This window comes from Bacillus cereus group sp. BfR-BA-01379, assembly GCF_022663605.1.
In the GTDB taxonomy this organism is placed as follows: Bacteria; Bacillota; Bacilli; order Bacillales; family Bacillaceae_G; genus Bacillus_A; species Bacillus_A mobilis.
In genome coordinates this window covers 24,177-37,774 of the sequence record NZ_JAKUFT010000049.1, presented here as the reverse complement: position 1 = coordinate 37,774, position 13,598 = coordinate 24,177, and the positions used below count along the sequence as shown (strand labels likewise).

Below are 13,598 nucleotides of genomic sequence, written 5' to 3'. Positions count from 1 at the left end.
CCCAACTGGACCTCAAGGAATACAAGGGATAACCGGATCAACAGGTCCAACCGGTCCAACGGGTGCAACCGGACCGACGGGAGCAACTGGTCCACAAGGCATCCAAGGAATTCAAGGACCACAAGGGGTAACAGGTCAAACGGGTGCAACAGGCGAGACAGGAGTAACCGGTCCACAAGGCGTGCAAGGAATCCAAGGACCACAAGGGATAACTGGTCCGACGGGAGCAACAGGAGCGACGGGAATAACAGGTCCTCAAGGAATCCAAGGAATTCAAGGTCCTCAAGGTGTGACGGGAGCAACCGGATCAACCGGAGCGACGGGAGCGACTGGTGCAACAGGCCCAACAGGAATCCAAGGAATCCAAGGAATAACAGGAGCAACAGGGGGAACGGGAGTAACAGGCCCAACCGGTGCCACGGGCCCAACCGGCTTAACAGGATCAACCGGATCATCTGCTATATCAACAGGTGGCGGCTATTTCTTTTCTACATCAACGAGTGCCATTGCAGCAAATGCCAATATTCCAATTAATAGTGGATCTACAGTATATGGAACAGGTGTATCTTTAACTAGTGCCACAACGGTTACCATATCTACGCCAGGCATATATTTAGTAAGTTATTATTTTCAAGGAGATGCAAGTGCGGGGAATGAGACAGTATCTGTAAGATTATTATTAAATGGAGCCCAACTAACAGGGAGTTTTATACAAAACGTAACGACATCAACTGTAGTAATTGAACCAGCCATTTCAAATACACTTCTTGTGAATGTAACGAGTGCAAATTCAACATTAATATTACAAAATGGTCCGTTAGGTGTAGGGCATGTGACCACTATAGCAGGTGCGATTACGGCAAGTTTAAATGTAGTGAGAATTTTATAAGAAATATAAAAAACACAAGGAATGTCTATACAGACACACCTTGTGTTTTTCTCTTTATCTTTTCGGTTGAAAAATATGCTGAAAGAAGTATTTGTGATGTAAGTTATCTACAACTTTATTTGCTTGATATGTGCGGTGTTGTTCGAGTCGAAGTCTTTGCTCCATCATTTTTATTGCGTGATCAGATAAACGTAACATTATACATGTCTCCTTTTCTATAAATATAGGTGTCTATTGGTATCGATTCCATATTTATAATTAAGGAGGTACACTGTGTAACATAGGCAAAAAGCACCTTCCTCTCCCATTACGCTTACGAGGTTAGCTGTCGGACTCGGGAAGTGAGAGTTTCCCTACTAAAAAAAGATTCGCCCCAAGTAGCATGGCTACAAAAATGGTTCCCCCGCTCCAAATTTCGGACTCAGCAAAAGGTTTTATAAAGTAAAAGATAACATAAATAAATTAATGAGTCAAACTATTTATTGTTTTCTGATTTTTTCAAGGAGGTTAAAACCACACCATCGGGTAATATGATATCCTTTATTTCAATAAAACCATGTTTTTTATATAAAGACAGAGCAGGGGTATTTTCTTTCCCTGTTTGTACAATATATGTTTGGGAAGGGGAGAACATGTCAAATACATATAGTAGTAGTTTTGTTGCAATTCCTTTATGAAAATGATTAGGGGATACTACTAAACGATGAATATCAACTTCCTCTTCATCCATTTTAAAAGAAATAAACCCGGCAAGTGTATCTTCATAAAAATAGCCGTAAAAAATTTCATCACATAATTGAATATCGGCTACAGTATCATAAAGACGAGGGATAGCCGTACTATTTATATATTTTGCTTCAATTTCATAAGCGGGTATTTGAATGTTTAAAATAGAAGTAGCAGTGTTGTGAGAAGTTGTTACTAATTTTTGAATCATAGGGTAAAACCTCCTTATAGGCTTTATTTTCATAGATTTGACAAGATTTTTCTTTATTGGATATAATAATTATAATAGTTACATAACAATTTAGTATTAAAAAGAAATACACCATAATAGAAATGGAGGGCTAAAAATGGGATGGATTATCACATTAATAGTTGGTGCTATTATAGGTGCAATTGCAGGTTCTATAACGGGTAAAAATTTTCCAGGTGGTATGTTCGGAAATATTATCGCAGGTTTATTAGGTGCTTCGTTAGGTGGTAGATTATTTGGATCTTTTGGGCCATCATTTGGTGGGATTCATGTCGTACCAGCATTATTAGGGGCAATCGTGTTAATTCTTATTGTATCATTTGTAGTGAAAGCTGCAAGGAAATAAAGATATAGATTATGACGAAAAGCCCTGAATAAGGGCTTTTCATTATTCAAAGAGGTGGTTTCATTGGAGAAAATAAATATAAGAAAAAGAGATAAGTTGAAAAAGTTTTTTAGAGAGCAAAATTATTTAGCGGTGTTACTCGGCTTTGCGTTATTGTTTATTAACATATTATTGCTAACGAAGATTTCTTTTGTGTTTACTCCGTTTATCGTCTTTTTAAAAACAATTTTCTTCCCGGTATTATTAGCGGGCGTGCTATTTTATATTTTGCATCCATTCGTTTCGCTTTTAGAAAAGAAAGGTGTTTCAAGAATCGTATCAATCGCTTCTATATATATAATAGTACTGGGATTATTTGTGTTTTTAGTTGTAACAGTAATCCCGATTATTAAAGATCAAATTGATGCATTAATAGATAACTTACCGTATTTCGGTCATGAAATTGAGCGAGCGGCACGTAGATTCGGGGAAAGTAATTTACTAGGAAAAATTCAGGAGAATTTAAATATTGATGTAGCGAGTATGGTAAAAGACTACACAGTTGATTTTACGAAGTCGTTATCATCAGTAACTGGAAATGTAACTGGATTTTTAAGTACTGTTACAGAGGTCGTTTTAACGTTTGTAATGGTTCCGTTTATATTGTTCTATCTTTTAAAAGATGGTGAGCAATTACCGAATCATTTCTTAAAGTTTATTTCAGAACAAAGACAACCAGCAGCGATGAGAATACTAGATGATATGCATTATGCGATTAGCTCGTATATTAGAGGGCAAATTATCGTTAGCTTGTTTATTGGTATTATGTTATTAATCGGCTACCTGATTATTGGTATTAAATATGCGGTACTACTTGCAATTTTAGCGATGATTGTAAATATCGTTCCGTACGTAGGACCAATCATCGCAATTACACCAGCTTTAATTATCGCATTTATTGACTCGCCAGCAATGGTGTTAAAAGTAATTATCGTTATGATGGTCGTACAATTAGCAGAAGGTAAATTTATTTCTCCGCAAGTTATGGGAAAAAAGCTAGACATTCACCCAATTACTATCATTTTTATTATTTTAACTGCCGGAAATTTATTTGGAATTATGGGGATTATTTTAGCAATTCCAGGATATGCGATATTAAAAGTGTTAGTAACGCATAGTTATAGATTTGTTAAGTTGAATACGTGAAAAAAGCTAGAACAGATATTACTGTTCTAGCTTTTTTACTCTTTCTATAGTAGACAAATTGACCTCATGCGTAGGCTTTTAATTCAACAATAGGTAGATTGCTTTCCTTTAGTTTGTAATCAAATATTAAATCGTCCATGCGAAAAGTAGCATCTACTTCAAGAGAAATGAAAGTACCTCCGATTTCTACTTGATTTCCGTTCTCATTTTCAAAAGTGAGCGCACCGTCAAATGTTTCTATGTACTCATCGCAAGTGTATACATATATAGCGATAGGTGTGAAATGTATAATTACCCCTAAAGTATCATCTTGACTTTTATCATCGTTATTAAACGTATCAATCTTTTCATCATTCTTTTTAGTAAACCAACCCATAACATCACCTCGTTTTTGTATTGCAAATCGATTCTGTATATATTGATTATATATTATTTGGAATAAATCGGTAATAATTATTGCTAAAACTTAACAAAAAAAGAAAATTCAGTTTTAGGTAAACGGGAAATGTGATAAACTGTAAAAAATAACGAAAAGCAATGAAAGAGAAGAGTACATATTCAAAACTTTTTAGAGAGCTGATGCGTGGTGGAAATCAGTAAGGGATGAATATGGAATGGGCTCTGGAGCTTCTAGCTGAAATGAGTAGGCAAAGACGGTTACTTCACGTTAAGAAGTTGAAGCGAGCTATGATGATAGCTAATGAAGGTGGTACCGCGGGAGTCTCTCGTCCTTTTTTAAGGATGAGAGACTCTTTTTATTTTGAGAAAGGAGGGGTTAGGTTGAGCGAAAAAATAATGTTAACTGGAATTAAGCCGACAGGTTATCCGCATTTAGGAAATTATATTGGTGCGATTAAACCTGCACTGCAAATGTCAAAGAGTAATGAAGGAAAAGCATTGTATTTTATAGCGGATTATCATGCGTTAAATGCTGTACATGATCCAAGTCAGTTTAGTAATTATACGAAAGAGGTAGCAGCTACTTGGTTATCACTCGGACTAGGAGAAGATGTTATTTTTTACAGACAAACAGAAGTGCCGGAGATTCTAGAATTAGCTTGGATATTAGCTTGTCTAACTCCGAAAGGGCTTATGAACCGTGCCCATGCATATAAGGCGAAGGTGGAGCAAAATAAAGAAGCGGGGTTAGAGGTCGATGCAGGAGTGAATATGGGGTTATATACGTACCCGATTTTAATGGCAGCTGACATATTACTATTTCAAGCTACTCAAGTACCAGTCGGGAAAGACCAAATTCAACATATTGAAATTGCGCGTGATATTGCGACGTATTTTAATCATACATTCGGTATGACATTTACGCTTCCGGAGTATGTCATACAAGAAGAAGGTGCCATATTACCTGGCCTTGATGGAAGAAAGATGAGTAAAAGTTACGGAAATGTGATCCCGTTATTTGCAGAGCAAAAAAAACTACGAAAGTTAATATTTAAAATCAAAACAGATTCTTCACTTCCAAATGAACCGAAAGAACTAGAAACGTTATTTACGATATATAAAGAATTTGCGACAGAAGCTGAAATGCAGTCGATGCGTGAAAAGTATGAAACTGGCATTGGATGGGGCGATGTGAAAAAAGAGTTGTTTCGCGTTGTAGACCGCGAATTAGCTGGCCCCCGTGAGAAATATGAGATGTATATGAATGAGCCGAATTTATTATACGAAGCGTTAGAAAAAGGTGCTGAGCGTGCAAGAGAAATCGCAAAGGTAAATTTAGCGGAAATTAAAAAACGGATTGGATTTGAGAGGGGACGCTGAGCGTTCCCTTATTTTTTTTATAAAAAAATCGAACGAAATTTGAATTTGTTACCAATATAGAGTGAGGAGGGATAGAAATGGTTACAATTCTCGAGTTAAAAGTGTTGTTATTCCAAATAGGAACAGAAATTGTACCACCTAGTAATTTAAAAGAAAAAGTTTTAATTCAAGTTAATCTGATGGAGGAAATAACATTTAATCATGTTGAGGTGAATAAAGATGAGTGAAACTGTGTTAGCAGTTCAAGGTTTAAGTAAGACGTATGAGAGTGTAGATACAAATGTTAGAGCTTTACAAAATGTATCTTTGGAGCTGAATAAAGGAGAACTCCTTGCCGTAATGGGGATGAGTGGGTCTGGGAAGAGTACATTACTAAACATACTTGGTGCTTTAGACAAGCCTGATGAGGGAATTGTATATGTAAATGGTGAAGTGCCTAAAAATATGTTTGTTGAACCATATGCCACGGAGTACAGGCGGGATAACATAGGATTTATCTTTCAGTCATTCCACTTATTAAAGGATTTATCTGTAGAAGAAAATATTGCATTACCCCTCATATTATCAGCTGATTCAGAAGAGGAGATACGAGAAAAAACAAATAAAATATTAGATGTTCTTGGTTTAATAAATTGGAGAAATCACCGACCAGTTCAGCTTTCTGGGGGACAACAACAACGTGTTGCAATTGGTAGGGCGTTAATAACATCTCCTCCAATTGTTCTTGCAGATGAACCTACTGGAAATTTGGATTTCAATACGTCTAATGATATTTTACGAGTACTAGTCGATATGAAACAAAGATTTAATCAAAGTATGATTCTTGTTACTCATGATCCCCATATCGCTACGTATGCAGATCGGGTTCTCTTCTTTCATAATGGAGAAGTTGTTGATAATTATACGTGTTCTCATGGAGTAAATGATATGAATATTATTTTAGATAAATTTAAAAAATTAATGGAGATATCAAAATGATAAAATCAGTACGAGGATTAGGTTTACGCTTTTTTAAGAAGAATAAATTTACTGCTATTTCCTCTATAGTTAGTGTTATGTTGGCCGTTTCTCTAATTGTTACGATGATTGTGTTTTCGAGTCATGCGAAACAGTCTGTTATAAATGAAGTGAAAAATGTATATGGAGATATGGATTTATCTGTTGGATATAACCCTGATCAAAATAAATTGATGGATAAATCTTCACTACAAAATATTAAGAAACAAGAAAATATTGAATACATGTCAAAAGTATTAGTAAATCATTTACAAGTGAATAAATTGAATGTAGCTATTTATACAGTAGGTGTTCAAAATGATTCGTTATCTAAAAGTCGATATCACTTCTCTGAAAATTTATCAAATGAGGAAGTAACATTAAATGATGGATTAGCAGAAACTTTACAAGTAAAAGTTGGGGAAAAGATTGAAATAGAAAATAAATCCTATGTAGTAAAAGAAGTGTTACCTGATATAGAAGCTGGAGGTTCAGCTCCAGATATACTCATTTTATCGGAAGATGCGGTGAAACAGCACGTATATGAAAAAACGGGTAAACACAATGAGGCTACTTATGTGTTAATAAAAGCAAAAGAGAATGCGGATGTACTAGCATTGTCTAGTCAAATTCATAAAATAGACGAAGAATTAAGAATCGATATTGCAGAGGAAGACGAGTTTTTTAAAAGTAATTTAGCATCATTACATATTTTTATAATCGTTTTATCTGCATTAATACTTATTATTACATCGTTATTATTAATGTCTAACTTTGAAGTATTTTTATATAAATATAAAAGTCAATTTGCTATTATGCGATCAATGGGAGCAACAACGAAACAAATGTTTAAAGTTATATTTATTCAATGTAGTGTAATTAATTTTTTTGGTGGAATATTCGGTTTGTTACTAGCTGTAATAAGTGACCGTTTTTTACAAAGTTGGCTAGAACAGTTATTTGCTTTTCAAATGAATTCAATGGGTTTCGACTATGAAGTAGCAATTGTAACAATGATTTGTAGTATCTTTTTTATTGAACTGTTTATGTTATATCCTTCGTACAGAAGTTCGAAAATATTGCCAGTAAAGCTTATGCGCGAAAATGAAGAATCAGACTTTTCTAATAAAAAAACACGCAGTATTATGGGGAAATTCCTTTTAATTAGTAGTATATTTTTAACTGTTTTAGGTGGCTTTGTAGCAAATACGGGAGATACGCAGGCGATAGTGATATTAATAGGGTCTATATTTCTTGTTTTAGGGGTGTATATATTATTTCCTATTTATCTTTCTTCGATATTAATAGCATGTCTACCTATAATGAAAAAAATATTTGGAAGGAATACATTTGTTGCTATTAAAAATGTAATTCCGCAAGTAAGGAAAAATACATTTGTTATCTTAATGATAAGTACAATGATGGTAATAGTTGTCTTCGGCTCCACTATATTTAAAACGATGCAAAAAAATAATGAAAGATATTTAAACCGAGAATTTCCAACACATATTGTTGTGGAAAATCGTTTGACTAATGATTCAACCATTACCTTACCTCATATACAAAATATATTTAAAGAAATAAGTAGTGTAAAAGGAGCTAGTACAATTAGTACGAACTCACTGGCAGAATTAAAACAAGGTGAAAATTATATTACTTTTGACTATAATTTAGGTGATTTAAAGGAAATGGAAAAGCAAGGATTACTGCCAGAAGTACCTGCAAATTTGGAGAATAGTATAATTGTTACAAAAGAGTTAGCGGAGCGGTATAAACTTCATGCAGGTGATATCGTTCAATTGGGTCTATTTTCAGAACAGGAACAAAAAGTTAGACCGACTAGTAAGGTAGAAATCGTATTAATTGTTAATGAGCTACCGAATTCTCCTGCGGTACTTATGGATTGGAGTAATGTAACATATAAACAAAATTATACAGTTTTTGAGCGAGCATTTATTAGTTCAAATAATGAGAGAGAGACGTTGGAGCAATTAAAGAAATTGAAAGGTCAATATCCACAATTAAAAATAAGTAGTTATACTCAATCGTTAAAGCGATCTAATTTAATGTTTCAGCAAAGGTGGTCCATCTTCATCGTTGTTATTGTAGTAATTTTATTTAGTGTAACATTAGGGGTATGTAATACACTTATAAATAATATTCAATCTAAAAGAAAAGAGTTTGCTATTTTAAGAGCAATAACAGTTAAGAAAAAGGGGATTGTACAAGTTATTTTGACGCAAGTTAATTTATATGTACTTATTGGAATCGTACTAGGGGCTGTTATAGGAATATTATTAACCTATATGGTAAGTATAATAGATCGTACACCTTTATTTTTTGATTTCCAACTTATCGTAACGGTAATAGCGGGGATGTTCGGAATAGTCCATATTATTTTTATTCCTTTTGCTAATAGAATAGGGAAAAGGGACATTGTTCAAGAGTTAAATAGGGATAATAAATAAAAATATAGTCAAGATGAATTCCATCTTGACTATATTAATAGTTCAATTCGAATTCTGAAAGTCAGTAACAATCCTCTCAATAACAGAAGGAAGATTACTAGGTAACTCATCAAGCGGAAAGAAGCGTAGTTCTTTCGATTCCGTTTGGTCGCATACAAGTTCACCATTGAATTCGCGGCAAATATAAACAACGAGTACACCGTGTACTTGATCGCCGTTTGGGTAGATTTGAAAGAAATCAGGTCCTGAGTATGTACGGAATAGTTCTGGATTTTTAATGATAAGTCCCGTTTCTTCATATACTTCTCGCTTTAAAGTCTCTTCTAACGTTTCGTTATATTCTAAGGCACCACCAATAATACCCCAGCGGTTAAAATCTGTACGGAGCTGCAGTAATATTTCATTTTTCTCATTTAATATAATGGCGTGTGAACCGATTAAAATAAGTGGTTGATTACCTACTAGATTTCTCATGTCTTCAATATATCCCATAGTTGTTCTCCTTATATTTTAATAATAGTTAGGAAGTTCTTTTAACATTCTTTCTGTTTTACGTGCTGTAAATGCTAAGTTATGATCATCTTTCGTTCTGAAAAATAATGTGCGTAAAAAGGTTTTAATGTTGGCACATAAAATACAATACTCATTAAGCGAAAGGCGTTTTCTAATTTGAGGAAGCCTTTTTATTTTTTTATGAATAATAGAGACTAACTCGTCTTGTGGAAAGTCATGATACAGCATTGCTAGTAACGGCGTAATAATGCGTTCGTCTTCGTTATTGTGAAAAAGATCAGATGGGATAAAAATTTTATTTAATAAGCAATGAATTAATTCTTCATACCATTCAAAGGTCGTATAGGAATTGTGAACAATTTCAGTAAAGGCATCTGATACGTGAGCAAGACAATGAGCCCATCCTTTATTTTCAATATAGCCTCGAAAATCCGTTTCTAAGTTTGTATATGAAATGAGTTTGTTTTTTATTTCTTCAATATCTTCCTCTGTGAAAAAGTAGTGCGAGTTAGCGAATTGGAGTATTAGCGCGATTAACGAAACAGTGTAAGAACGTGTGAAAACCCCATCTGTATGTGGGGAGTGAATATCACAATATAAATACTCATCGCTTAAACAAGTTTGCAGAAGTAATTTCAGCTGATCATCCATAAGGAATTCATGATGAATGAAATAGGAAAAGCATTTATATATAAGTTGGTAACGAACGTAACTATCAGTCGTTCCGACATACTGAAGCATATTGAGCGTTAACTCATTTATATCTATATGTTGCAGTTGCGTATAGTCATTTTGTTGTATAAGCTCTAACTGTTGTTGTAACGTTGTAATATCCAATGGAGAACCTCCTCCGCACTTTAAAGATGCGATGTTTTCTAGTATTCTATATATTCAAGGACAATCCTGCTCATGCAAGGAGAACAAGTAGAAATTCGAGTATGACATAGATGAGGGAAGTATATGATGACTATAGAACAGTTAGAAAAACATTTTAAAATAAGAAGAAATGCTTCTTCTATCATGATAAAAGAAAATAATGCAGAGCCTTTTACAGAAGAGCAATTAAAGGAAATGATGCAATATTGCGTTGCTGAGGCTAAAAAAGAGGGAATAGAAAACTTACATTTTGAGATTTCTTCAAAAAGCCCAAATTACGATGTGTATAAGAAATGTTTTGAAACGTATTTATTTGAATATATTACTGAAAATATGATTGTGTTTAAGGATATATATGAAGTAGAAGATATAGAAAGTGAGATTGATTTTAAGCTTATTGAAGAGATTGGCGAAGACGTTTTTTACTCACTGTGGAATGAAGTGACGGGAGAACAAATCGATTATGATCAATTTGTAAATATGATGTTGCAAGAAATTGGTGAGCAATGGAAAGAACATTGTTTAACAGCAAGTATCAATGAAGAGCCAATAGGAATTGTAATCCCGCATATTGAGAGAGATACGTTAGAAGAGGGGAAACTCATGTATTTCGCAGTCGCTCCAAATATGCGAAATAAAGGGTATGAAGCAGCATTCTTTACAGGAGCAATGTTTGTTTTAAAAGAAATAGGTGCATCTTATTATATTGGCGAGACAAATGTACAAAATGAGTGGATGAAGGATGTTTTTGAAAAGAACGGATGTCAGTTGCTGAGTTGTACTGAGCGATATGTGAGGAAGTTTTAGGAGGGGGAAAAAGGTTCTTGAACTTGTTTAACGGGAATCCGTGTACAAATTTTGAACAAGTAAAAGAACTTCTTGCCTGTTTGTAAGATAAAAAGAAAAATGAGAACGACAAAATAGATATTTCTATAATACAATAAAGAAAGATTCGATTATACGAGAAAGTGTTGGTGAAAGAATGGAGCAGCAAAGAAATTGGTTACAAGCAATTGTAGAAAGAAATGAAGACAATACGCTATATATAAAGTGGGAAAATAATATAGAAGAAGTTCGTATTTATTGGAGTACTTCACCAGAGCATATTGAAGAAAATGGAGAATTACTTGCAACGGTAAATGGAGAGTCATCATGTACAATTGAAAACCTTAGTGAAAATGAGCGTCCATATTTTAGACTAGTTGGAAGTAATGGACAAGCAGTGACAGTAGCTGAGCGTAGATTGCCATTACAAGGCGCGTTTAACTTCCGTGATATGGGAGGATATGAAACGACTGAAGGCCGTAAAGTAAAATGGGGCAAGTTGTACCGTTCTGAAGAATTAGCAGGGCTAACAGAATGGGATATCGACTATTTACAAAAGTCTGGCTTAAAGTTAATTTGTGACTACCGTACAGACTTTGAAGTGAAGCATAAGCCGAATCCAGAGATTACAGGTGCTCGTCAAGTGTGCTTACCAGTTATGCAAGATTTAGCGAAAGATTTAAACATAAATGAATTTTTCCAAGTTGGTGACCTTTCCATGTTAGGGAAGCCAGGCGAGTATCTTGTGAAAATGAATCAAGATTTCGTAAGTGGTAATGAAGCATTCGTGAGCTTCTTAAACTTAGCGCAAAACCCGGAAAACTTACCGTTAGTAAACCACTGTACAGCTGGAAAAGACCGTACAGGATTTGGATCGGCATTATTATTACTTTTACTAGGTGTACCAGAAAAAACAGTAATGGAAGATTACTTACTAAGTAACGGCTTCCGTGAAAAGTTAAATGAAAAAATGATGGCCTTTTTAGGTGCGAAACTTCAAAATGATGAAAGTAGAGCAATATTAGGTGCGATGTTTGAAGCGCGCGCTGAATATTTACAAGCTGCGATTGAAGAAGTGAAAAAGCAATACGGTTCAGTTGAAGCGTATGCTGAAAAAGCACTTGGCTTTACGAAAGAGTCGTTAGAAGAAATGAAAGTGTTATTGCTAGAGGATAAATAAGAAAGAGGGAGGCTAATTGGATTAGCCTCCTTTTCTATTATGAAATTTTTCGTTGCCTTATTATTCCTATGATAATTGGAATAACTGTCCCAATTAACAATATCGGTAAAAATAATTTTCCGAAACCGCCGCTCCAATCTAGAGCGATTGAAATGGTTTCAAATTGGATGAAAGCGAAAATAAGTAAACAGACATTTTTTAATTGATTTAGCATTTTTCTGCTGTTTAAATAAAACTGTTTAGCATTTGATTCATTCAGTCTTTGTGGATAGTTATGTACTTCTGGAAACTTTTCTAAAGTTTGCATTAAAAGGAGTATGAATAGCCCTATTCCTGGCAGAAGTAAAAGTTCCCACTTTGATCCCCAGCGATCTACAGATCCATATGCGTTATAATGTGCGGGCACTTCCTCGGGTAATCTTCCCCAAATGATGATCAAAAAAATGATTGATCCAAAGAACAATGAATATCCAATGATATCTCCAACCCATTCACTTTTTGTTTTTGGGATTTGTACTTTAGGTCTTTCCCATGAATTTACTATGTTTTTCCGCCCCTTTCTATTCCTGTATTACCTTTTTGAAATTTGGATTCATTATCCAAATTATCTCAAATGTATAGTATTTTCACAATTAATTATTTTTGAATAACATGACTCGTGTGCCATAAACAACTGTAAGATTTCTATACAGTTACTATTCATAAAGGGAAAAAAGTTCGACTTAAGAGACAATTAATGAGAAAATACAAGTTGTAAATAACGTACTAGTTGAGGAGAGCATAATGAAATATAAAGTTATATTATTCGACGTAGATGATACATTATTAGATTTTCCTGAAACGGAAAGAAATGCTTTGCATAACGCGTTTGTACAGTTCGGGATGCCTACAGGGTATAATGATTATCTTGCAAGTTATAAAGAGATTAGTAATGGATTATGGAGAGATTTAGAAAATAAAATGATTACATTAAGTGAATTAGCGGTAGATCGATTTAGACAATTATTTGCCCTTCATAATATAGAAGTAGATGCACAGCAATTTAGTGATATATACCTTGAAAACTTAGGGGAAGAAGTACACCTTATAGAAGGTGCAGTGCAATTATGTGAGAATCTACAAGATTGTAAGTTAGGTATTATTACGAATGGATATACGAAGGTGCAACAATCTAGAATTGGGAATTCGCCTTTATGTCATTTCTTTGATCATATTATTATTTCAGAAGAGGTTGGTCATCAAAAACCAGCGCGTGAGATTTTTGATTATGCATTTGAGAAGTTTGGGATTACTGATAAATCAAGTGTATTAATGGTTGGAGATTCGCTAACTTCTGATATGAAAGGCGGAGAAGATTACGGCATTGATACGTGTTGGTATAATCCAAGTTTGAAAGAAAATAAGACAGATGTTAAGCCGACTTATGAAGTGGAGAGCCTGCTACAAATTTTAGAAATTGTGGAAGTGGCGGAAGAAAAGGTAGCTTCATTTTAATTGTTTTGATATTTTTCGCTAAGTCGATATTCTTTATCGAATTGTCGATATATCGAAAAAATCGTTGATAT

15 protein-coding genes, 1 pseudogene, 1 riboswitch and 1 other annotated feature are annotated in these 13,598 nt (G+C 34.3%); of the genes and pseudogenes, 10 read left to right on the top strand and 6 right to left on the bottom strand.

All coding sequences use genetic code 11. The annotated features are described in order from the left end of the window. Nucleotides 1-889, top strand: a pseudogene (locus MR113_RS18200) (collagen-like protein); the annotation flags it as partial. Nucleotides 890-943: 54 nt separating this feature from the next. Here the strand turns inward: MR113_RS18200 and MR113_RS18195 are convergent. Both MR113_RS18195 and MR113_RS18190 read right to left on the bottom strand, forming a co-directional pair. Beyond that, nucleotides 944-1,087: a hypothetical protein gene (locus MR113_RS18195; protein ID WP_000945246.1), complete on the bottom strand. Its 144-nt coding sequence runs from the start codon at nucleotides 1,085-1,087 to the stop codon at nucleotides 944-946. Nucleotides 1,088-1,183: 96 nt separating this feature from the next. Further along, a riboswitch (cyclic di-AMP (ydaO/yuaA leader) is annotated at nucleotides 1,184-1,326 on the bottom strand. Nucleotides 1,327-1,364: 38 nt separating this feature from the next. Then, nucleotides 1,365-1,826 carry a GNAT family N-acetyltransferase gene (locus MR113_RS18190; protein ID WP_242255986.1) on the bottom strand — a complete coding sequence of 154 codons (462 nt, stop codon included), beginning with the start codon at nucleotides 1,824-1,826 and terminating at the stop codon, nucleotides 1,365-1,367. A gap of 136 nt (nucleotides 1,827-1,962) precedes the next feature. Between MR113_RS18190 and MR113_RS18185 the strand changes: the two genes are divergently transcribed. Together MR113_RS18185 and MR113_RS18180 are read left to right on the top strand one after the other, a co-directional pair. After that, on the top strand, nucleotides 1,963-2,211 hold the full coding sequence (locus MR113_RS18185; RefSeq protein WP_000539721.1) for a GlsB/YeaQ/YmgE family stress response membrane protein: 249 nt from the start codon (nucleotides 1,963-1,965) through the stop codon (nucleotides 2,209-2,211). A 63-nt stretch (nucleotides 2,212-2,274) separates the two neighbouring features. Then, a complete protein-coding gene (locus tag MR113_RS18180) occupies nucleotides 2,275-3,396 on the top strand; it encodes an AI-2E family transporter (protein WP_242255984.1) in 1,122 nt (373 codons plus the stop codon). Between the two features lie 64 nt (nucleotides 3,397-3,460). Here MR113_RS18180 and MR113_RS18175 read toward each other — a convergent pair whose 3' ends face one another. Then, on the bottom strand, nucleotides 3,461-3,772 hold the full coding sequence (locus tag MR113_RS18175) for a hypothetical protein (RefSeq protein WP_242255982.1): 312 nt from the start codon (nucleotides 3,770-3,772) through the stop codon (nucleotides 3,461-3,463). A gap of 152 nt (nucleotides 3,773-3,924) precedes the next feature. After that, nucleotides 3,925-4,132: a binding site (T-box leader), on the top strand. Nucleotides 4,133-4,137: 5 nt separating this feature from the next. On the opposite strand from MR113_RS18175, the gene MR113_RS18170 reads away from it, so the two are divergent. The 4 genes from MR113_RS18170 (at nucleotide 4,138) to MR113_RS18155 (ending at nucleotide 8,639) form a co-directional block, all read left to right on the top strand. Further along, nucleotides 4,138-5,175, top strand: coding sequence for a tryptophan--tRNA ligase (locus MR113_RS18170; RefSeq protein ID WP_242255980.1), 1,038 nt, complete (start codon nucleotides 4,138-4,140; stop codon nucleotides 5,173-5,175). A 77-nt stretch (nucleotides 5,176-5,252) separates the two neighbouring features. Then, nucleotides 5,253-5,402, top strand: a complete 150-nt coding sequence (locus MR113_RS18165) for a hypothetical protein (RefSeq protein WP_097843070.1) — start codon at nucleotides 5,253-5,255, stop codon at nucleotides 5,400-5,402. Further along, on the top strand, nucleotides 5,395-6,153 hold the full coding sequence (locus MR113_RS18160; protein WP_242255978.1) for an ABC transporter ATP-binding protein: 759 nt from the start codon (nucleotides 5,395-5,397) through the stop codon (nucleotides 6,151-6,153). Before MR113_RS18165 ends, MR113_RS18160 begins: the two co-directional genes overlap by 8 nt. Beyond that, on the top strand, nucleotides 6,150-8,639 hold the full coding sequence (locus tag MR113_RS18155; protein WP_242255976.1) for an FtsX-like permease family protein: 2,490 nt from the start codon (nucleotides 6,150-6,152) through the stop codon (nucleotides 8,637-8,639). The genes MR113_RS18160 and MR113_RS18155 overlap by 4 nt, the downstream gene beginning before the upstream one ends. 42 nt (nucleotides 8,640-8,681) lie before the next feature. Here the strand turns inward: MR113_RS18155 and MR113_RS18150 are convergent, their stop codons facing one another. Both MR113_RS18150 and MR113_RS18145 read right to left on the bottom strand, forming a co-directional pair. Then, nucleotides 8,682-9,131 carry an NUDIX hydrolase gene (locus MR113_RS18150; protein WP_097843073.1) on the bottom strand — a complete coding sequence of 150 codons (450 nt, stop codon included), beginning with the start codon at nucleotides 9,129-9,131 and terminating at the stop codon, nucleotides 8,682-8,684. Between the two features lie 18 nt (nucleotides 9,132-9,149). Then, nucleotides 9,150-9,989 (bottom strand): DUF2785 domain-containing protein, encoded by an 840-nt coding sequence (locus tag MR113_RS18145; RefSeq protein WP_000355707.1) that lies wholly within the window; start codon nucleotides 9,987-9,989, stop codon nucleotides 9,150-9,152. Nucleotides 9,990-10,112: 123 nt separating this feature from the next. On the opposite strand from MR113_RS18145, the gene MR113_RS18140 reads away from it, so the two are divergent. Next, nucleotides 10,113-10,835, top strand: a complete 723-nt coding sequence (locus MR113_RS18140; RefSeq protein ID WP_242255974.1) for a GNAT family N-acetyltransferase — start codon at nucleotides 10,113-10,115, stop codon at nucleotides 10,833-10,835. Between the two features lie 175 nt (nucleotides 10,836-11,010). Further along, a complete protein-coding gene (locus MR113_RS18135) occupies nucleotides 11,011-12,033 on the top strand; it encodes a tyrosine-protein phosphatase (protein WP_242255972.1) in 1,023 nt (340 codons plus the stop codon). Nucleotides 12,034-12,070: 37 nt separating this feature from the next. Here the strand turns inward: MR113_RS18135 and MR113_RS18130 are convergent, their stop codons facing one another. Then, complete coding sequence (locus MR113_RS18130; RefSeq protein WP_242255970.1) at nucleotides 12,071-12,496, bottom strand: DUF1648 domain-containing protein; 426 nt, start codon at nucleotides 12,494-12,496, stop codon at nucleotides 12,071-12,073. 320 nt (nucleotides 12,497-12,816) lie between these two features. Between MR113_RS18130 and MR113_RS18125 the strand changes: the two genes are divergently transcribed. Beyond that, nucleotides 12,817-13,527, top strand: coding sequence for a YjjG family noncanonical pyrimidine nucleotidase (locus tag MR113_RS18125; protein WP_242255964.1), 711 nt, complete (start codon nucleotides 12,817-12,819; stop codon nucleotides 13,525-13,527). The last annotated feature ends 71 nt before the right edge of the window (nucleotides 13,528-13,598 follow it).